Raw genomic sequence first — 17,779 nt, forward strand, 5'->3', positions numbered from 1 at the left:
AAGTGCACTTGCTTAATTATTCATTTTTAAACTAACGGTAGAATTTCCTATTTTCTCCTTATCTGCTCACAGCCACCGCAGACTTTCTGAAAAGTGCCCAATAGTACTTATCCGTTTCGACTATTATACAGGATTTTCCGGAAAATGTAAATCCCAGGATAGGAAAAATCTTGACAGAAAAAGATAACTATGTTATCTTTAAATAAAGGTAACTTAGTTATCCAAAGGAGTTCTTATGGTAAAACAAACAACGCGCGACCGTATGATTGAGAAGGCAAGCCAGCTTATCAGAGAGTATGGCTATCAGAATATCCCCCTAAGGAAACTGGCATCTCTGCTGGGGGTTACGACTGGTGCTTTTTACAAGGCTTTTGAGAACAAGGAGGAACTTTACTATCAGGTCTGTCTTTTGGAAAACCAGAGGCAGATTAAACGTTTAGAGGAACAGTATTTAGATGGAGTCTCTGATCCTCTGGATTGCATTTGGCAGATAGGACTCTTTCTTTTATCGGAATATGAGACCAACAGTCAGATGATGGATTTTCTCTTTTTCAGCCCTGTGGCGACAGAGGCTTACCGGAAAGGTAAGCTTCTGGAAATCGGGAACAAGACAGTGGTTTATCTGGATCAGCTGCCTATTGAGAGTCAGAAAGAAAAAAAGATTCTCTTGCTCAAGCTGGACACTTTCATCACAGGCTATGGCCATTTTATTGCCAAAGGCTTGGAGCCTTTTGATGAGGAAGTCTATCGCTCAATGTTCAATGATTTACTAGGAGGTTACAAATATGAGTAAAAATCTCATTGTTTATGCACATCCCTATGATAAAAGCTTTAACCATGCTATTTTAGAGCGGGTTCTGGACTTGTTGGAGAAGAAAGATCAGACCTATGAACTGATTGATCTCTATGAGGATGGTTTTAATCCAGTCTATACCAAGGAAGAACTAGCGCTTTTTAATAAAGGGCAGGCACTAGACCCACTGGTTTTAAAATATCAGGAAGCTCTTGCGTCCTGTGACCGCCTTATCATGATTTTTCCTATCTGGTGGGCGGATATGCCAGCTATTGTCAAGGGCTTTGAAGATAAGGTCTTTTTGAAAAATAAGATTTACGAGGAGAGCAAAACTCGCCAGTTAGTTGGTCGTCTGACCAATATTAAAGAGGTATTGGCTATTACTACCTCTGCAGCACCGACCTTCTATCTTAAGTATTTCTGTGGTGATGTCGTCAAGAAAGCCATGTTGGGACATACCTTTAAGTCTATCGGTGCTAAACAGCGCCGTTGGTTGAATTTCGGGAATATTTCTCAGTCTACAGCTGAAAAACGGCAGGCTTTTTTAGAAAAACTATCGGAAAAGATTTGAAGAGGTGGCTATCATGATTCGTTTTAGAAGAGCAGATGAAAGGGATCTTGCTGCTGCGGTCTCAGTTTTAACTGCTGCTTTTGCTGAGCATGAGGTCTATAGAGAAAAATTCCGCCCTCTCTTTGGCAGCAGCCAGTCTTATATTGATTTTCTAAATAGATTGCATGCAGTTATGGTTAAGGCGGCGATGCGTCATCATATTTGTCTGCTTGCTGAAGTGGACGGGCGTCTTATGGCGGTCGCTACTATTCATAAGCTCGGTAACCATCCTGTCGGTATACTTTCCTTTTTGCGGGCAGGAGCATGGAGGATGTGGCAATATATTCCCCAGCTTTTAGCCTTTCAAAAAGTCTTTGGGGAGGGCAGTAAAGAAGCTAAGAAAAGGAGTGTTTCAACTCTTTATCTTGAACTACTGGGTGTGCTGCCTGATTATCAAGGGCAGGGAGTTGGTGGTCTTTTTATCTCAAAAGGACTTGAGTTGCTTGCCAAAGAAGAGAAATGCCAGCGGCTTACTTTGATTACTCATACAGAAAGCAACTGTCGTTTTTACAAAAAGAACGGATTTAAACAACTAGATGTCCGTGATGTTGAAGGTGTCAAGACATGGACTTTCGAGAAAAATTTAGCTGATGTTTATCCTTTTTGAAAATCTAATGATGCGGTCTTGCATTGATAATGTCAGCTTAGCCCACCCTATCATTTCAAGAGGCTGAAATAGTGCATTCTCAAACCTGTTTCACTTTTCAATTTTTTGTGCTAGCTCCATTTTGCTGATACAAGCAGCTTTTGTCTTAGTCGAAAATATAAAAAATAAGGTTGAAACTTTTTCAACCCTATTTTTTCTTCTTAAAGATTCCAGCAATTTTTTGTAACAGAGTCGGCAATCTAACGACTTTGTCGTTGCCAATATGCTCTCGCGCAATTTTGAGAATCTTGCCAGAGTCTTTGGAGGCAAAGAGAAACTTTCCCTTGTCAGTCCAGATTTCAAAATGGCGGCTGACTTTTTTGCCAGAAACATTAGCACCGATAGTAGTGATGCTAGACCAAGGCAGCTGAATATAATCTTCTACATTGGCATCAGCATAAAACTCCAGAGCTGTCTCGCCGATTAGAAATTTCCCAACCTTTCCGCCTAATCCAAGATAGGATACGCCAGTGGTATTAAACTCAACTGTTTTGTTTTGTGACTGTGCCATAGAGTAACTCCCTTTTAAATAATATAGCTATTATACCACAATAAAAAGAAGGCCGAAACCTTCTTTTTGATTACATCAAACCAGCAACGTGAGCTAGTACACCAACTACGAAGAGGGCGATGATGATCGTGATAGGGGACACTTTCTTCTTAAGCAACCACATACAAGCGAAAGTTAGAAGCAGTCCCATCAAACCAGGAATCAAGGAATCCAAGTTTTGTTGGAAAGTTGTAACTTTTTCAGGGGTTTGAGATAGTCCTTGACCTACTTGGGCAAAGGCTTCTTGGATACCCTTATAACCACTAGACAATTTGTCCCAATGGATATATGCTTTATCATCTAGCTTAACAGATGAAACATTAAAGACAAACTTAATAGATACCCAGCGCTCAACCAGAACAGCCAAGATAAACATACCTAGGATTGAAGCACCTTTGGTAATGTCTTGGAGGATACCACCAGACATGTCTTTAGTGATTTCAGAACCAGCCTTGTAGCCCAATTCTTGTGTGTACCAGAGGAAAGCCATCCGGATAGCATTCCAAGCTAAAAAGAAGATAAGTGGACCAATGATATTTCCAGTCAAAGCAAGAGATGCCCCAAGTGCTCCAAGGATAGGACGAACTGTGAACCAGAAGACAGGGTCTCCGATACCAGCCAGAGGTCCCATCATACCGATTTTAACCCCTTGGATAGCCGCATCATCAATTGCTGCACCATTTGCTTTTTCTTCTTCAAGCGCAAGTGTAACTCCGATGATTGGAGCTGCAACATATGGGTGAGTGTTGAAGAATTCCAAGTGACGCTCAAGAGCAGCAGCTTGATCTTCTTTTTTAGTATAAAGCTTCTTAATAGCTGGGATCAGTGAATAAGCCCAGCCCAAGTTTTGCATACGTTCGTAGTTCCAAGAGCCTTGCAAGAAAGTAGAACGCCACCAAACTTTTTGACGGTCAGCCTTTGAAAGAGTCAATTTTCCTGACTCATCAGGTTTTACAGTATTTAATTCTGTCATGATAGTGTGTCCCCTTTCTTAGTAGTCTTCTAGGATGTCGCCGATTGGATCGTTAGATGAAGCTGTTGCTCCACCGCCACCATTTCCGCCTTTTTTAGACAAGGCAAGATAGATGAGGGCAATAGCGACACCAATTGCACCGAGGGCAATCAGAGTGAGTTCGCTGACAGCAGCCAAAGCGAAACCAATAGCGAAGAATGGCCATACTTCACGAGTTGCCATCATGTTGATAACCATGGCATAACCAACGGCTACGACCATACCACCACCGATTTGCATACCTTCTGATAGCCAAGCTGGCATAGCTTCAAGAGCAGATTTAACAGACTCAGCAGGAATCATTAAAAGAAGTGCTGCAGGGATAGCAATACGTGCTCCTTGCATGAAAAGAGCGATAAAGTGAGCGCGTTCAACTCCTTTAATGTCTCCTTTTTTCGCAGCAGCATCTGCACCGTGAACCAAACCGACTGACAAAGTACGGACAATCATAGTCAAGAAGAGACCAGCAACAGCAAGTGGAATAGCAACACCTTGTGCTACAGCGATTCCTTTGCTTGAGAAGTCTCCGCCCAGTACCATGATGATGGCAGCGGCAACAGAAGCGAGGGCGGCATCAGGTGCTACAGCAGCTCCGATATTAGCCCAGCCAAGAGCGATCAGCTGGAGAGAGCCACCCAGCATAACACCGGCAGCCAAATTACCAGTTACCAGTCCAATCAAGGTACAAGCAACCAGCGGTTGGTGGAATTGGAATTGGTCCAAGATACCTTCTAGACCAGCTAAGAAGGCAACAAAGACTACTAAAACCATAGAAATAATAGACATGTTCTAAATCCTTTCGTAAATTAATAAAAGCAAAACGTTTGATTCTACTGCACGTTGGCTTTCTTAATCAAATCAAACAAATCTTTTTTAGAGTCATTTGGTACTTTACGTACGTCGAATTCAACGCCAAGGTCACGCAGCTTTTCATAAGTGGCAACGTCTTCCTTGTCCATTGAAAGTACGTTGTTGACCATCGTTTTACCAGTTGAGTGAGCCATAGAACCAACGTTGAGGGTCTTGATTGGCACACCGCCTTCAACAGCACGAAGGGCATCTTGAGGAGTTTCAAACAGAATCAAGGCATGTGTGTTGCCAAAGCGAGGATCTTTTGAAACAGCAATCAATTTGTCGATTGGGACAACATTGGCTTTGACATTACCTGGTGCAGCTTGTTTAATCAACTCTTTACGAAGTTCATCTTGAGCTACTGAGTCAGAGGCAACGATAATACGATCTGCTTTTGAATCTGGTGTCCAAGCTGTTGCTACCTGACCGTGCAGCAAACGTGTGTCGATCCGGGCAAGGTTGATTTTGAGCTTGCCGTCACCGATTACAGTCCCTTCAGGGATCGCTGCTTGGGCAACTGGAGCAGCTGCAGCAGGAGCAGGAGCATTTGCTTCTTCAACAGCAGGGTTCAGCTCTTCAGGCAGAGCTTTGACTCCTTCCTTGGCTTCTTTGATGATATTGGCCACTACAGCCTCAACGCCGGCATTGGCATCCATCATCCTTTCTGTATAAGCTTGAATCAGCATAGGCAGGTTCAAGCCTGTAATGATAGCGAACTTGCGGTCTGGATTTTCACCCATGACACGGCTAGCTTGGTTGAATGGAGAGCCACTCCAAAGGTCAGCCAAGACCAACACTTCATCGTCCGCATCAAACGAAGCCACAGCGTCATTGAACTTTGCATAGAGATCATCTGGTCCTTCGTTGGGCATAAAAGTAACAACTTGTACTTTTTCCTGCTCACCGAAAATCATAGAACCTGATTGATGAATACCAGCAGCAAATTCACCGTGGCTAGCAATAATGATTCCGATACTCATTATTGACATTCCTCCTTATAAAATGTTTGACTTAAGTTTTAAGAAAACTTTAAGGCAAGTTTATTATAAAACGTTTTCATGAAAAATGCAAGCGTTTGTTCCTAAAAACGACTTTTTCTTTCAAAAATGTCAGTATTCACTGAATGCCTGATAAATATAGGTATAAGCAAACCATAGCTATAGAAATGTTTTAATAAATTAGGAAAACGGAAAATACAACAGATTAACATATGAAAAAAGTGTGAAATAATATGAAAGAGACTTTTGAAATGAAAGAAAAGAATCGTGTTTGAGAAAGTGTTTATTTTTCAAAAAAGAAAGAGGAGGACCAAAGACAAAAAATCGCATCTAATGTCTTTAGTCTCCCTCTATTAATGGCAAAAGTTTCTAAATAGTATCAAGTCTGTCTATCATAAGTTTCCAAAAGTTTGGTAAATGTTGGGATTGACATGTTTTAAAGTATTAGTGTGTGAAGTCAAGTACCATACGTCCCTGAATGGTACCCGCTTCCATTTCGTCAAAGACATCAACTGCATCTGAAACAGGGCGTTTTTGAACGACAGGAACCACCAATCCTTCAGCGCCAAACTGGAAGGCTTCTTCCAAGTCCTTGCGTGTTCCAACGAGGGAACCGATGACTTGGATACCATCTAAAACGGTTTTGACAATGCTGAGGTCCATCATTTCAGATGGCAATCCAACGGCAACTACACGACCGCCAGCACGAACAGAGTCAACAGCTTGGTTGAAGGCAACTTTAGAAACGGCTGTTACTACGGCAGAATGAGCACCGCCAGTTTTTTCTTGGATAAGAGCAGCGACATCTTCAACTTCATGGCCGTTGATGACGATGTCAGCACCAACTTCTTTGGCCAGAGCGAGCTTGTCATTGTTGATATCAACAGCGACAACATGGGCATTAAAGACTTTCTTGGCATATTGAACCGCTAGGTTACCCAATCCACCTGCTCCAAAGATAACTGTCCATTGGCCTGGTTGGAGCTGAGCTTCTTTGATAGCCTTGTAGGTAGTCACGCCGGCACAAGTGATAGAAGAAGCTTGTGCAGGATCCAGTCCTTCAGGGACTTTGACAGCATAGTCGGCTGTTACGATACATTGCTCTGCCATCCCACCGTCAACAGAATAGCCAGCATTTTTTACTGTACGGCAAAGGGTTTCGCGACCAGTTGTACAGTATTCACAAGCGCCGCAGCCTTCAAAGAACCAAGCGACACTGATGCGGTCTCCGACCTTGAGACTTTTTACATCTGGAGCGATTTCTTTGACAATACCGATACCTTCATGCCCAAGAACGCGACCTGGCACCTTGCCAAAGTCACCATGCGCGACGTGCAGATCAGTATGGCAGACACCGCAGTATTCGATATCAACGAGAGCTTCCCCTGTTTCAAGAGGACGCATTTCTTTATTTTCAACGAGTTGGACATTAGTTCCCTCTGGATTTACAACAACTGCTTTCATAAGTAGTTTCCTCCTGTTATTTAGTTTTTGATTATGTTAATTATATCACAAACTCAAACAAATGGCAAACGCTTACAATTTCAAGCAGAAGTAACCTTTAAAACTATGGTACTGCGGATAAGCTCCTATTTTTAAAGCTTTTGAGCATGATTGAGGTCGAGAGGAGACAAAAAAGAAAAGACAAACTCTCGAACAGAGTTTGCTTAATTGTCTACTTTTATAAAAAGAGTTTGTTGAGTTCGTGGGCGACGCCATCTTGGTCGTTAGTCAGAGATAATTGCTGGTCGGCGTAGGGTAGCAGATCAGTATTGGCATTTTTCATGGCATAGCCAGTGCCAGCAAAGGACAGCATCTCAGTATCATTTTGCTCATCGCCAAAGGCAATCAGATTTTTACGATCCATATTGAGAACATTAAGCAGGTACTGAAGGGCGAAGGCTTTGTTGACCCCTTTGGGAGCACACTCGAGAATGTTGAGCGGTCCGCCCCAAGAGTTGATGGCAAGTTCATGCTGGTAAAAAGCATTCATTTCCTCTGCAAGAGCATATTTGTCAGCTGCTCGCGTCTGCAAGAGAATGGCGTTAGGATTCTCCGTTACCAGATTAGCTTGAAACTGGTTTTCTGGCTTGAAAGCATCGATGCCAAAGAGCTTGGGATCAGCAATTTCTTCATTGGGATTGGTGATATAGAATTTATTGCGGTATTCGCCAGCAATGAAATCTGCTTCAATCTCATCCCTGCGCTTAACCATATCCAGCAGAAAGGACTTATCCAGCGTCAGCGATTTTTCAAAGTCCCATTTCTTTTCTGGAATGTGAGTCAAAGAGCCATTGAAGTTGATCATGGGCGTATTGAGCTCTAATTCTTTATAATATTTCAAAGCCATGCGGTAGGGCCGGCCTGTTGTGATAATGACCTTGTGGCCCTTTTGGGAAATTTTTTTGATGGTTTCTTTGGTGAAGTCAGACAGATTACTATTCGAATCCAGCAAGGTTCCGTCCAAGTCCACAGCGATTACTTTTTTTGTCATGTGAGTCTCTTTTCAGTGATAATACAGACTATTATAACAGAATTCAGTGTAAATAACACGACATATGTTATAATGGTGCTCTAATCAGTCACAATTATGACACACCAAGGAGGAGCTTTTCGCATGCGTAAACCAATCATGATTCATGCTCTTTTTCTGATGATTGCCTTTTTTATCTATATCCAATCTCTAAATGGCGGTCCGACCTATCTCATCTGGAATATGACCTTGGCCTTAATCAGCTATGATGCAGCTGTCTTGACGCTTTTATTCAAGAAGCAGAAGTGGGTATATCCTCTTCTTTTCCTGCTGTGGTTGCTTTTCTTCCCCAACACTTTCTATATGATTACTGATTTGATTCATATGACTTGGGTGGCAGATGTTCTGAGTAAGCCAAGTGTTTTCCTGCTCTTTTTAGCTTTTGTTTCCAGTATTTTATTCGGGATTTTCTGTGGTATGGAGAGCTGGTATGTCATTAAGGAGCGTTGGAAGCTTAACTGGTATTTGGACCTGTTGCTAACGGCAGCTCTGTCTGTTGTGTCCAGTCTGGCTATCTATATAGGACGTTATGATCGTCTCAATAGCTGGGATTTATTGCTTCATCCTCAGCTGGTTCTACAGAAGCTTTTGCAAACTTTGCAGCCTGATCGTCTGCCTTTCATTCTTGGTTTTACTTTTTTGCAGTTTATGAGTTTAGTATTTCTGATGAGAGATAATAAAAAATAAGAAAAGCGAGACATTCATCTTGAAAAAGTGAATGTTTTTTATTATAATTTAAATTATCGTTCGCAAATAAACGAAATCCAATCTGTTTTTCTTTGTTATTGAACTAGATATTAGAAATTTTACTCAAAAGGAGATTTATTGAAAAATGGATAAATTTTTCAAACTGACCGAAAAAGGGACAGATGTCCGGACAGAGGTTTTGGCAGGTCTGACGACTTTCTTTGCCATGTCCTACATTTTATTCGTCAATCCGGCTATGCTGGCTCAGACAGGTATGCCCAAGCAGGGTGTTTTCCTAGCTACGATTATCGGGGCTGTTGCGGGCACCTTAATGATGGCCTTCTTCGCCAACTTGCCTTATGCGCAGGCACCAGGCATGGGTCTGAATGCCTTTTTCACTTTTACGGTCGTCTTTGCCTTGGGCTACACTTGGCAGGAAGCCTTGGCTATGGTCTTTATCTGCGGGATTATTTCGCTCATTATCACTTTGACCAAGGTGCGTAAGATGATCATTGAGTCAATTCCAGGCTCCTTGCGCGCAGCTATTTCAGCTGGGATCGGAGTCTTTCTGGCTTATGTAGGTATTAAAAATGCTGGCTTGCTCAAGTTTTCAATCGATCCGGGCAATTATACAGTAGCTGGCAAGGGAGCAGATAAGGCTGCAGCGGCTATTACGGCTAATTCAGCAGCGACACCTGGTCTGGTAGACTTTAACAATCCAGCGGTCCTAGTAGCCCTGGTCGGATTGGCCATCACAATTTTCTTTATTGTGAAAAGCATCAAGGGTGGTGTTATCCTATCCATCCTAGTCACGACAGTTGTGGCTATTCTGGTTGGCTTGGTTGATTTATCAGCTATTGACTTTGGGCAGAATAACATTGGTACTGCTGTTAATGAACTGGGGCAGATTTTTGGGGTGGCAGTAGGTCCGAAAGGTCTGGGTGCCCTTTTAGCAGATTCAGCTCGCTGGCCCCAGACATGTATGGCTATTCTGGCTTTCTCCTTGACAGATATTTTTGATACCATTGGTACCTTGATTGGGACAGGTGAAAAGGTCGGGATTGTGGCGACTTCTGGGGAAAACCATGAATCAGAAGGTCTGGATAAGGCGCTTTACTCGGACCTCATCGGAACCTCTATTGGCGCAATTGCTGGAACCTCTAACGTGACGACTTATGTGGAGTCTGCAGCTGGTATCGGAGCTGGAGGCCGAACAGGTCTGACCGCCTTGGTTGTAGCCATCTGCTTTGCAGTATCAAGCTTCTTTAGTCCGCTTTTAGCCATTGTTCCTAATGCTGCAACAGCACCGATTCTCATTATCGTGGGGATTATGATGCTGGCTAGCTTAAAAAATATCCATTGGGATGATATGACAGAAGCCATTCCAGCTTTCTTTACTTCTATTTTTATGGGATTTGCCTATTCTATCACTCACGGGATAGCAGCTGGATTTATCACCTACACCTTGGTCAAAATCTTCAAAGGTCAAGCTAAGGATGTGCATTCTATGATTTGGATTTTGGATCTTCTCTTTATTTTGAATTTTGTAAATCTGGCTTTAAATTAGGTCTAAACATTGCTGGATTTCCCTGAGTTTAGTACAGTTTGGATAGGTTATGTTTTTGTTATAAAAAATCAGCTTTTTGCGGCTGATTTTTCTTTTGCAAAATTAAGCAGAAAAAAATTTTTTCTGGTATAATAAGAGAATGTTTAGTCATAATGAGGAAGAATTAATCCAGTGGGGTCAGCGTCTGGGCAAATTGCTTCGGGCAGGGGATGTACTGGTTTTAACGGGAGATTTAGGAGCAGGGAAGACAACCTTTACTAAGGGTCTGGCTCTAGGTTTAGGCATCAGTCAGATGATTAAAAGTCCAACCTATACCATTGTTCGGGAATACGAGGGGCGCTTGCCGCTCTATCATCTGGATGTCTACCGCATCGGAGACGATCCAGATTCCATTGATTTGGATGACTTTCTCTTCGGGGAGGGTGTGACGGTCATTGAATGGGGGGAGCTGCTGGGAGAAAATCTGCCTGATAACTATTTAAAATTAAACCTCTTGAAAAAGGAAGACGGTCGTGAATTGGTTTTTGAAGCCAAAGGAAAGCGAGCCCAAGAGCTACTTGAGGGACTGCAGAATGACTGAATATGAATTGTGCTTGCGTGAAGCGGAAAAAACAGATGCTGCTGAGCTGATTGCCTTCCTCAATCAGGTCGGGTCTGAGTCAGATTATATGACGCTGGATGAAGCTGGAATTTTGATGAATCAAGAGGAGATGGCTTCATTCATTGAGCATCAGGCTGCTTCCAGTAATCAGCTTTACTTGTTGGCTCTTTTAAATGGTGAGATTGCCGGTCTTGTCAGCATCACAGCTGATTTCCATGAGCGAATTCGCCATATTGGTCAAGTCTTTGTCGTGGTGAAGAAAGCTTTCTGGAACCAAGGACTGGGACGCATATTGCTAGAAGAGGCACTGGCTTGGGCAGAAGATTCTCAGGATATTAGACGTTTGGAATTGAGCGTTCAGGTTAGAAATGAACGAGCGGTTCACCTCTATAAAGATTTAGGATTTGAAATTGAAGGCTTACAAAAAAGAGGAGCCTATTTAAAAGAAGGGATATTTCTTGATGTTTACCTGATGGGTAAACTGATAGACTAAAAAAGATATGTTTAAAAAGATTATAATGATGTTTCTCAGCCTCCTTGTCGTAACGACAGCTGGTATCGGTACTTATGCTTGGACGATCTATGGTCAGTCAACAGATGAACTGTCCAAGACTTATAAGGGTTTGGGAAATGAGACGGATGTCATTTCTGCGACTAAGCCTATGACTATCTTGCTGATGGGTGTAGATACAGGGAGCGGATCCCGCGAGGATACTTGGGTCGGGAACAGCGATACCATGATTCTCCTGAGTGTCAATCCAAAGACCAAGAAAACAGTCATGATGAGTTTGGAGAGAGATATTCTGACTCAGATTGATGAGAACGGTCAGACATTTGAAGCCAAGCTGAATGCAGCCTATGCGAATGGCGGAGCAGAGTTAGCCATTTCGACTATTGAGGGCTTGATGAATATCCACATCGACCGCTATGTGATGATCAATATGCAGGGCTTGGTTCAGTTAGTAGACGCAGTAGGTGGTATTGAGGTCAATAATACCTTTGACTTCCCAATTTCTATTGAGGATAATGAGCCTGAGTATACTGCCAAGGTTGAGCCAGGCAAGCAAACCATCAATGGTGATCAGGCACTGGTCTATGCTCGTATGCGCTATCAGGATCCAGAGGGTGACTATGGCCGCCAAAAGCGTCAACGTGAAGTAATTAAGAAAGTGGTTGAAAAAGTTCTCAGTCTCAACAGTGTCAGCCATTATCAGGCTATTTTAAAAGCTGTCAGCAGCAACATGCAGACCAATATCGCGCTTGATTCAAAAAGCATTCCTCAACTGCTAGGCTATCAGGATGCCTTTAAAAACATCAAGTCTGAACAGCTGCGTGGAGAAGATGCGACCTTGCCTGATGGTGGAAGCTATCAGCTGGTGACGTCAGAGCATTTGCTGAGCATGCAGAATCTAATCCGAAAGTCTCTGGGCTTGGACACAGTTAAGAGTCTGAAGACCAATGCTGTTCTCTATGAAGATATTATGGGCGGCAACAGTCTAAGAAGCAGCAATAGCAGTAGTACATCTAGTAGCACAGAAAGCTATAGCAGTTACCAGAATTCTTATAGTCAGCCTACTTATAATAATGGTTATGAGAATTATTCTTATCCGACGACAGATACAACAGTTGGAACTACGAATACGACTCCGGTTGCTCCAGCGGCTTCCTCTGCCCCAGCTGCAGATGTCAGTGTCAGCACCCCACAAAGTCAGCCAGTAGTTAATGCAGCTACAGAGTAAAAAAGTTAAATATAAAAAGAGGCCAGCTCTTTGTAAATTGTAGTTGGTGACAAAAAGTAACATCAAGTGAAGTTGTTATTGATTCTCTCTTTTTAAAACATTTGTCAATTATATCAAACTTCTCTTGTTATTATTGAATTGAATCTAGCAAGTGATGCACTACAAGCATATGAAGAAATAATGTTTTCTGACAGTAGTTTTTTCCTATAATATTATTCGAAAGTTTCATAGTATAATCAAACCGAAATAGTAAAAATGAACAAGTTTGAATGTAAAAACAAAAATATCTTGAAAAATGTATGTAGCTAGAAAAAGTTGCATACATTTTTTCGTGCCTGTGTTGTATGACTAGCAGATTTTTCTTAAAAAAATAGAATATTTCCTGTATAATGGGAATATGTATAAAAATTTGGAGTTAGAAGAAGTATGATTGTAGGTATTGATTTAGGAACAACAAATTCTTTGGTTGGAGTTTATCAAGACGGTCAGGTTAAGCTGATCCCAAATGCTTTTGGAGAGTTTTTGACTCCTTCTGTTGTGGCCTTAGACGATAATGACGAAATCATAGTTGGGAAAATCGCTAAGGAGCGCTTGGTCACTCATTCTGACAAGACTGTTTCTCAATTTAAACGCTTTATGGGAACTAAGCACGACTTAAGACTAGGAAATAGAACTTATAAGGCTGAAGAATTAAGCTCTTTTGTGATTCGAAAGTTGGTAGATGATGCAGAAACTTATCTTGGAGAGAAAGTTGATGAAGTTATCGTTAGTGTACCAGCCTATTTCAATGATGCTCAGCGCTATGCGACAAAAATAGCAGGAAAATTTGCAGGGGTTAAGATTGATCGTATTATCAATGAACCTTCTGCAGCTGCCCTTGCTAAAAGATCCGTGAGTCATCAAGAGGATCAATCTTTCATTGTAGTCGATTTTGGTGGAGGTACTCTGGATATCTCCGTTGTAGAGTTGTTTGATAATATTGTTGAGATTGTGTCTATAGCAGGTGACAATCGTTTGGGAGGAGAGGATTTCACTGCAGCTATTGCTGAGGAATTTTTAGTCTTCAATCAATTGACCAAGGACTCCATTTCGCGCGAATTCTATAGCAAAATTTTGGTGCAAGCTGAGAAAACTAAGTTGGACTTGAATGACAAAGAAGAAGTGAAAATGTCAGTACTTGACCAGGAACAGAGATATTCTTTAAATTTGACCTACCAGCGTTTTTATGAGCTTTGTCAACCTCTGTTAGCCCGTGTTAAGTCAGTTTTAGACCGCGCTTTGATGGATGCACGTTTTAGCTATGTAAGCTCTGATAATTTTGTCCTAGTTGGGGGAACTTCAAAATTGAGATTGGTTCAGGATTTTCTATCTTACTGTATTGATCAAAAGGTGCAAGTATCTGATAATCCCGATCTGATGATTGCAAGAGGATGTGCGCTCCTTGCAGGAATCAAGCAACGTCAAGGAGAGATACGAGACCTGTTGCTTTCTGATATCTGCCCGTTCACACTCGGTATTAAGGTAGTCGGTGATCATTTTTCACCAATAATAGAGCGAAATTCCACCCTCCCTGCTTCGCGGTTGGAGCATTACTATACTGCTGAAGTGGGACAGAGCCAGGTGAAGATAAAGGTCTACCAAGGCGAGATGATGAAGGCGACCCAAAACTTATTCTTAGGAGAACTGGAAGTTCCAGTTCCTGTAAATTATCGAGCTAATGAAGGTTTTACAGTCCGATTCACCTATGATCTTAATGGAATATTGGATGTGGAAGTGAAAATTGACTCGACTCAAGAAATCTTTAGCCATGTCATCTTGCAAGATAGTATTACGCTGACAGAAAAGGAAATCAAGGTCAAACAATCTGAATTATCTCGCTATAAGATTAATGCACAGGAGACAGAGGTCTACCGCTTCTTGATTGAGAAGGCCAATCGCGTCTATAGTATGCTGCTCGGCAGGAGAAGAGATAATCTGATGGAGGAAACAAAGAGATTTGAGGAAGAGGTCAAACAGGCGTCTGTCTATCAATTACCTAAGGTTTACCAGTCATTTTCTCGTTACTTAGATTATCTAGAACGAGGGTTGTAAGAGAGGAGAAAATATGAGTATATGGGAAACTTTAGGTATTGAGCCAACTCATGATGTCAAAGCAATTCGGAGACGTTATGCTGAGCTGGTTCGACATTATCATCCTGAAGACCAACCAGAAATCTATCAGCAAATTGTTGAAGCCTATCAAGTAGCCTTAGATTATGCAAGATCAATCAATGCTAGCTCAGAGACTGGTCTAAGAAAACCGATTTCCCATCAGCAAGAAAGTCAGACAGGTGAGGAAACCCAAGACTCTGCTTCAAGTTCCCTTGATTTTGATACTTTACATATAGAAGAGGAGCAGTCGCAAGAGGAAGGTGCAAAGTCTCTACTTGACTTTAGTGACTATAAAAGCTCAACTGCTTCAATCGGAAACTATGAAGAACCAGAGACTTCTCTAAACTTTGAAACGTTGAAGGTGGAGGAAGCGCAGTTACAAGAAGAAACCGCAAAGTCTACCCTGGATTTTAGCGGCTATAATGAAACTTCGTATATAATTCGGAATTCGATTGAAAGCATAATCGGCAATGCTGATTATAGCTTTGAAGAGCAAGAAAATCTTTGGAGCCAGTTCTTTAGTCAGTATAGATATGACATGAGTGCTGTTCAAACTGTCCTAGAGGAAATGGATGTTTATATTTTTAACAAGTCTGAACAATTCTCTATCATCATACCTTTACTGAAGGACTATGTCCCTGATTTTCGCAACTGGAGTTACTATTACAAACTGAATCATTGGGAAATCAAAAGGGCAGAGGCAGTAGAACAACAGAAATCTATTGCAAGTGCAAAAGAAGAGACTGAGCAATTTTACGCTTCATATCTTTTATGCCAAGAAATTCTCAAAGATTCTAAAAAAGCAAATCAACTAACATCTTGGATAGATTTTTTTAAGCACCCGCATCTTGCTTTTGTCGTGCTGTTTCAAGTGAGTCAGAAGCGTCACATAATTAAGAGTGTCCCTACTTTAACTTATATCCTTGAAAAGGTGCGACAAGTAATGTTTGAAGAGGATCGTGAACAGTTTGATGACCTAGCTGAGTACTTAAAGAAATTAAAGGTAAAACTTGGTGAAAATGTTGACTTTAATCAATACTCTTTAGATAACCCTGATGAGGTTGAGGTAGTTTTTTATGAACTGCTAAACGCTCATTATGAAGACGACTATAGTCTATTGCGTGATTGGCAATTTCTTTTTGAAAGGGTTAAGGATCAATCACTTTTACTATCTTTGTTAGAAAAAGTGGATGTCTATCCTTTAAAGAATAAAAAGGTTTTAACCCTGATACTCCAATTTGTAGAGCGTTCAAGTAACGAGGAGTCAAATCCCTATCTGAAAAAGCTACAATTCTGGAATATTGTTCAGTCCTATCCTTCTGTTGTAAAAGAGTTTGAACTAGATAATAAGGAGAATTTTGAATATTGGTATTACGAAGGCTATCTTTATGTTGAAAAACTAACGAAAAGTGATGAACTCATCAATGATTGGGATGAGTGGAAGCAATATTTTAAAGAAAAGCCTCGTATTCTAACTGTCTTGTTTGAACAGATATACAAGGAGTATCGACGCTTCACAGATGGAGAAGTCTTGAGATTTGTTCTTGGAAGATTTACTACTTCTAAAATTGCTCCACATATGATGACAGAGGAGACGGACAAGAAACTTGAAGAGATGACAGCCTATGCCTATGAGCTCAGTTATCCGAAGTCGAAACTATCCTATTCATCTTGGAAAAAAAGACAGATATTCACCAATAAATTTCTGCAGTTTGTATTTGCTGTTTTGACTGTATTTAGCCTCATACAAAGTATCCAAGAGCAACGTCTTGGATTAAATTCTTGGGTTTATGTAGGAATGGTATCTCTTTTTTACTATTATATATTGAGAATGCGACAAACACCCATGGAAGAAGGGGATTTTGCTCGAGGTATGAAGCCCAAACTTTACTACAATCTCAATATGTGGGTTATGGGAATTTTATTACTTTTCTTAGCTATTCCGTTTTTACCTCTTGGACTTATCGTTGGACTCTCTTTTATAACATTTTTCTGCTTTATTGATGGATTTAAGGTTAATAAGGGTCCAAAATGGAATTATTCACTAGATTGGCTTACTCCTGTTGGTATTTTTCTTTCTGCTGGTTTTCTTTCTGCTTTGGCCAAAAGAAGCCAATTGGTTTCAGGTGTTGTCATATTCTATAGCATTATTCTGATTATCCTGCTCATTATTTTGTCCTTTACGAGATTGAGTCTAGACTTTCCGCCTTCGCTTAAGAAAATTTTCTTTCCAAGTTTAATAGGGATTCTTCTTTTTCAATTTTCTCCTCTCATTCACTTTAGACTTAGTTACTTTGATCCTATGATTCTTCGGCAAGATACCCTTAGCTTAACAGTCATTCTGCTATTAAATGCTGTTGCTATGTCTTATTTTACAAAAGAACAACGTTTAATAATTGGAGTTAAAAAGGTCTTCATAATTTATAGTTTGCAGCTGTTTATCTTTCTTCGACGATTTCTTAGGATTCTATTTTTCAATATAGCAGGGTTACGCCGATATAGTATTGAAGTTGACTCCCTTATAATGAATAGTGAGGTTGCTTTCTTCTTTCTAGAAGGACTATTTGTCCTTATGCTAATCCTCCTTTTTCGAAATATCCGTAAAGGAAAATAATCTCTGTTTTATTAGGAATAATAAGTTGCGATAAATAGATGTAGAAAAAATTTTCAGAGAACCACTTCGTATTTCAAAAACAGCACCTTTTGATAGAGAAAAACTCCAGTTTTTAGCTGGAGTTTTTCTCTATCACGACTCGTACTTTTCCCAGATGTCTTTGACTTGCTGGATCTGCACTTGAGCTTGGTTTTCAAGGACTTTATATTTATAAGTAAGATCTTGAGCGATGTCTTTGACTTGCTCTCTTTGCTCTTGAATGATGGCAATATTTCGTTGAATATTTGCTAGACTGTCCTTTACTTTGTCTAGACTATCTGTTGTTTCAATGATTTCTTCTTGAATTTTTTGACGGTTTTCAACCAGCTTGTAGCTGGCTGCTGCGGCACCGATAAATAGGAAAATATTTGAAAGTTTCATATTCCC

At 40.9% G+C, this 17,779-nt stretch carries 17 protein-coding genes; 10 read left to right on the top strand and 7 right to left on the bottom strand.

What is annotated here, in order from left to right:
- Positions 1 to 235 precede the first annotated feature (235 nt).
- The 3 genes from K4I03_RS04870 to K4I03_RS04880 are packed head-to-tail and all read left to right on the top strand — an operon-like array spanning position 236 to position 2,010.
- A complete protein-coding gene (locus K4I03_RS04870; RefSeq protein ID WP_223313480.1) occupies positions 236 to 793 on the top strand; it encodes a TetR/AcrR family transcriptional regulator in 558 nt (185 codons plus the stop codon).
- Complete coding sequence (locus K4I03_RS04875) at positions 786 to 1,364, top strand: NAD(P)H-dependent oxidoreductase (RefSeq protein ID WP_227963906.1); 579 nt, start codon at positions 786 to 788, stop codon at positions 1,362 to 1,364. Before K4I03_RS04870 ends, K4I03_RS04875 begins: the two co-directional genes overlap by 8 nt.
- A 13-nt stretch (positions 1,365 to 1,377) precedes the next feature.
- Positions 1,378 to 2,010: a GNAT family N-acetyltransferase gene (locus K4I03_RS04880; RefSeq protein WP_227963907.1), complete on the top strand. Its 633-nt coding sequence runs from the start codon at positions 1,378 to 1,380 to the stop codon at positions 2,008 to 2,010.
- Between the two features lie 187 nt (positions 2,011 to 2,197).
- Here K4I03_RS04880 and K4I03_RS04885 read toward each other — a convergent pair whose 3' ends face one another.
- From K4I03_RS04885 to K4I03_RS04910, 6 genes are all read right to left on the bottom strand, one after another.
- Complete coding sequence (locus tag K4I03_RS04885; RefSeq protein ID WP_111675359.1) at positions 2,198 to 2,560, bottom strand: DUF956 family protein; 363 nt, start codon at positions 2,558 to 2,560, stop codon at positions 2,198 to 2,200.
- Positions 2,561 to 2,630: 70 nt separating this feature from the next.
- The gene (locus tag K4I03_RS04890) at positions 2,631 to 3,572 is read right to left on the bottom strand and encodes a PTS system mannose/fructose/sorbose family transporter subunit IID (protein WP_002893579.1); all 942 of its coding nucleotides are present in this window, start codon (positions 3,570 to 3,572) and stop codon (positions 2,631 to 2,633) included.
- A gap of 18 nt (positions 3,573 to 3,590) precedes the next feature.
- Positions 3,591 to 4,397 carry a PTS mannose/fructose/sorbose transporter subunit IIC gene (locus K4I03_RS04895; RefSeq protein ID WP_002893578.1) on the bottom strand — a complete coding sequence of 269 codons (807 nt, stop codon included), beginning with the start codon at positions 4,395 to 4,397 and terminating at the stop codon, positions 3,591 to 3,593.
- Between the two features lie 44 nt (positions 4,398 to 4,441).
- The gene (locus tag K4I03_RS04900; protein ID WP_227963908.1) at positions 4,442 to 5,443 is read right to left on the bottom strand and encodes a PTS sugar transporter subunit IIB; all 1,002 of its coding nucleotides are present in this window, start codon (positions 5,441 to 5,443) and stop codon (positions 4,442 to 4,444) included.
- A 462-nt stretch (positions 5,444 to 5,905) separates the two neighbouring features.
- Complete coding sequence (gene adhP / locus K4I03_RS04905; RefSeq protein WP_049547928.1) at positions 5,906 to 6,925, bottom strand: alcohol dehydrogenase AdhP; 1,020 nt, start codon at positions 6,923 to 6,925, stop codon at positions 5,906 to 5,908.
- 217 nt (positions 6,926 to 7,142) lie between these two features.
- Positions 7,143 to 7,955, bottom strand: coding sequence for a Cof-type HAD-IIB family hydrolase (locus tag K4I03_RS04910; RefSeq protein WP_227963909.1), 813 nt, complete (start codon positions 7,953 to 7,955; stop codon positions 7,143 to 7,145).
- Positions 7,956 to 8,051: 96 nt separating this feature from the next.
- On the opposite strand from K4I03_RS04910, the gene K4I03_RS04915 reads away from it, so the two are divergent.
- The 7 genes from K4I03_RS04915 to K4I03_RS04945 all read left to right on the top strand — a co-directional run bounded on the left by K4I03_RS04915 (position 8,052) and on the right by K4I03_RS04945 (position 17,353).
- Positions 8,052 to 8,681, top strand: coding sequence for a DUF1361 domain-containing protein (locus K4I03_RS04915; protein ID WP_227963910.1), 630 nt, complete (start codon positions 8,052 to 8,054; stop codon positions 8,679 to 8,681).
- Positions 8,682 to 8,826: 145 nt separating this feature from the next.
- Complete coding sequence (locus tag K4I03_RS04920; RefSeq protein ID WP_227963911.1) at positions 8,827 to 10,248, top strand: NCS2 family permease; 1,422 nt, start codon at positions 8,827 to 8,829, stop codon at positions 10,246 to 10,248.
- 139 nt (positions 10,249 to 10,387) lie between these two features.
- Positions 10,388 to 10,828: a tRNA (adenosine(37)-N6)-threonylcarbamoyltransferase complex ATPase subunit type 1 TsaE gene (gene tsaE / locus K4I03_RS04925; protein WP_227963912.1), complete on the top strand. Its 441-nt coding sequence runs from the start codon at positions 10,388 to 10,390 to the stop codon at positions 10,826 to 10,828.
- Positions 10,821 to 11,342, top strand: coding sequence for a GNAT family N-acetyltransferase (locus K4I03_RS04930; protein ID WP_002905251.1), 522 nt, complete (start codon positions 10,821 to 10,823; stop codon positions 11,340 to 11,342). The genes tsaE and K4I03_RS04930 overlap by 8 nt, the downstream gene beginning before the upstream one ends.
- A gap of 7 nt (positions 11,343 to 11,349) precedes the next feature.
- Positions 11,350 to 12,588, top strand: coding sequence for a glycopolymer--peptidoglycan transferase LytR (gene lytR, locus K4I03_RS04935; protein ID WP_227963913.1), 1,239 nt, complete (start codon positions 11,350 to 11,352; stop codon positions 12,586 to 12,588).
- Positions 12,589 to 13,014: 426 nt separating this feature from the next.
- Positions 13,015 to 14,679 (top strand): molecular chaperone HscC, encoded by a 1,665-nt coding sequence (locus K4I03_RS04940; protein ID WP_227963914.1) that lies wholly within the window; start codon positions 13,015 to 13,017, stop codon positions 14,677 to 14,679.
- A 13-nt stretch (positions 14,680 to 14,692) separates the two neighbouring features.
- Positions 14,693 to 17,353: a J domain-containing protein gene (locus K4I03_RS04945; RefSeq protein ID WP_227963915.1), complete on the top strand. Its 2,661-nt coding sequence runs from the start codon at positions 14,693 to 14,695 to the stop codon at positions 17,351 to 17,353.
- 132 nt (positions 17,354 to 17,485) lie between these two features.
- Here K4I03_RS04945 and K4I03_RS04950 read toward each other — a convergent pair whose 3' ends face one another.
- The gene (locus K4I03_RS04950; protein ID WP_002893567.1) at positions 17,486 to 17,773 is read right to left on the bottom strand and encodes a hypothetical protein; all 288 of its coding nucleotides are present in this window, start codon (positions 17,771 to 17,773) and stop codon (positions 17,486 to 17,488) included.
- Positions 17,774 to 17,779: the final 6 nt, after the last annotated feature.

Origin of the sequence: Streptococcus sanguinis, assembly GCF_020729725.1 — a bacterium.
In the GTDB taxonomy this organism is placed as follows: Bacteria; Bacillota; Bacilli; order Lactobacillales; family Streptococcaceae; genus Streptococcus; species Streptococcus sanguinis_V.

Coding starts and splice junctions, on each gene's coding strand:
- tsaE (WP_227963912.1), top strand. CDS start 10,388: ATGTTTAGTCATAATGAGGAAGAATTAATCCAGTGGGGTCAGCGTCTG.
- K4I03_RS04900 (WP_227963908.1), bottom strand. CDS start 5,443: ATGAGTATCGGAATCATTATTGCTAGCCACGGTGAATTTGCTGCTGGT.
- K4I03_RS04885 (WP_111675359.1), bottom strand. CDS start 2,560: ATGGCACAGTCACAAAACAAAACAGTTGAGTTTAATACCACTGGCGTA.
- K4I03_RS04870 (WP_223313480.1), top strand. CDS start 236: ATGGTAAAACAAACAACGCGCGACCGTATGATTGAGAAGGCAAGCCAG.
- K4I03_RS04940 (WP_227963914.1), top strand. CDS start 13,015: ATGATTGTAGGTATTGATTTAGGAACAACAAATTCTTTGGTTGGAGTT.
- K4I03_RS04930 (WP_002905251.1), top strand. CDS start 10,821: ATGACTGAATATGAATTGTGCTTGCGTGAAGCGGAAAAAACAGATGCT.
- K4I03_RS04915 (WP_227963910.1), top strand. CDS start 8,052: ATGACACACCAAGGAGGAGCTTTTCGCATGCGTAAACCAATCATGATT.
- K4I03_RS04920 (WP_227963911.1), top strand. CDS start 8,827: ATGGATAAATTTTTCAAACTGACCGAAAAAGGGACAGATGTCCGGACA.
- K4I03_RS04945 (WP_227963915.1), top strand. CDS start 14,693: ATGAGTATATGGGAAACTTTAGGTATTGAGCCAACTCATGATGTCAAA.
- K4I03_RS04875 (WP_227963906.1), top strand. CDS start 786: ATGAGTAAAAATCTCATTGTTTATGCACATCCCTATGATAAAAGCTTT.
- lytR (WP_227963913.1), top strand. CDS start 11,350: ATGTTTAAAAAGATTATAATGATGTTTCTCAGCCTCCTTGTCGTAACG.
- K4I03_RS04910 (WP_227963909.1), bottom strand. CDS start 7,955: ATGACAAAAAAAGTAATCGCTGTGGACTTGGACGGAACCTTGCTGGAT.
- K4I03_RS04880 (WP_227963907.1), top strand. CDS start 1,378: ATGATTCGTTTTAGAAGAGCAGATGAAAGGGATCTTGCTGCTGCGGTC.
- K4I03_RS04950 (WP_002893567.1), bottom strand. CDS start 17,773: ATGAAACTTTCAAATATTTTCCTATTTATCGGTGCCGCAGCAGCCAGC.
- adhP (WP_049547928.1), bottom strand. CDS start 6,925: ATGAAAGCAGTTGTTGTAAATCCAGAGGGAACTAATGTCCAACTCGTT.
- K4I03_RS04895 (WP_002893578.1), bottom strand. CDS start 4,397: ATGTCTATTATTTCTATGGTTTTAGTAGTCTTTGTTGCCTTCTTAGCT.
- K4I03_RS04890 (WP_002893579.1), bottom strand. CDS start 3,572: ATGACAGAATTAAATACTGTAAAACCTGATGAGTCAGGAAAATTGACT.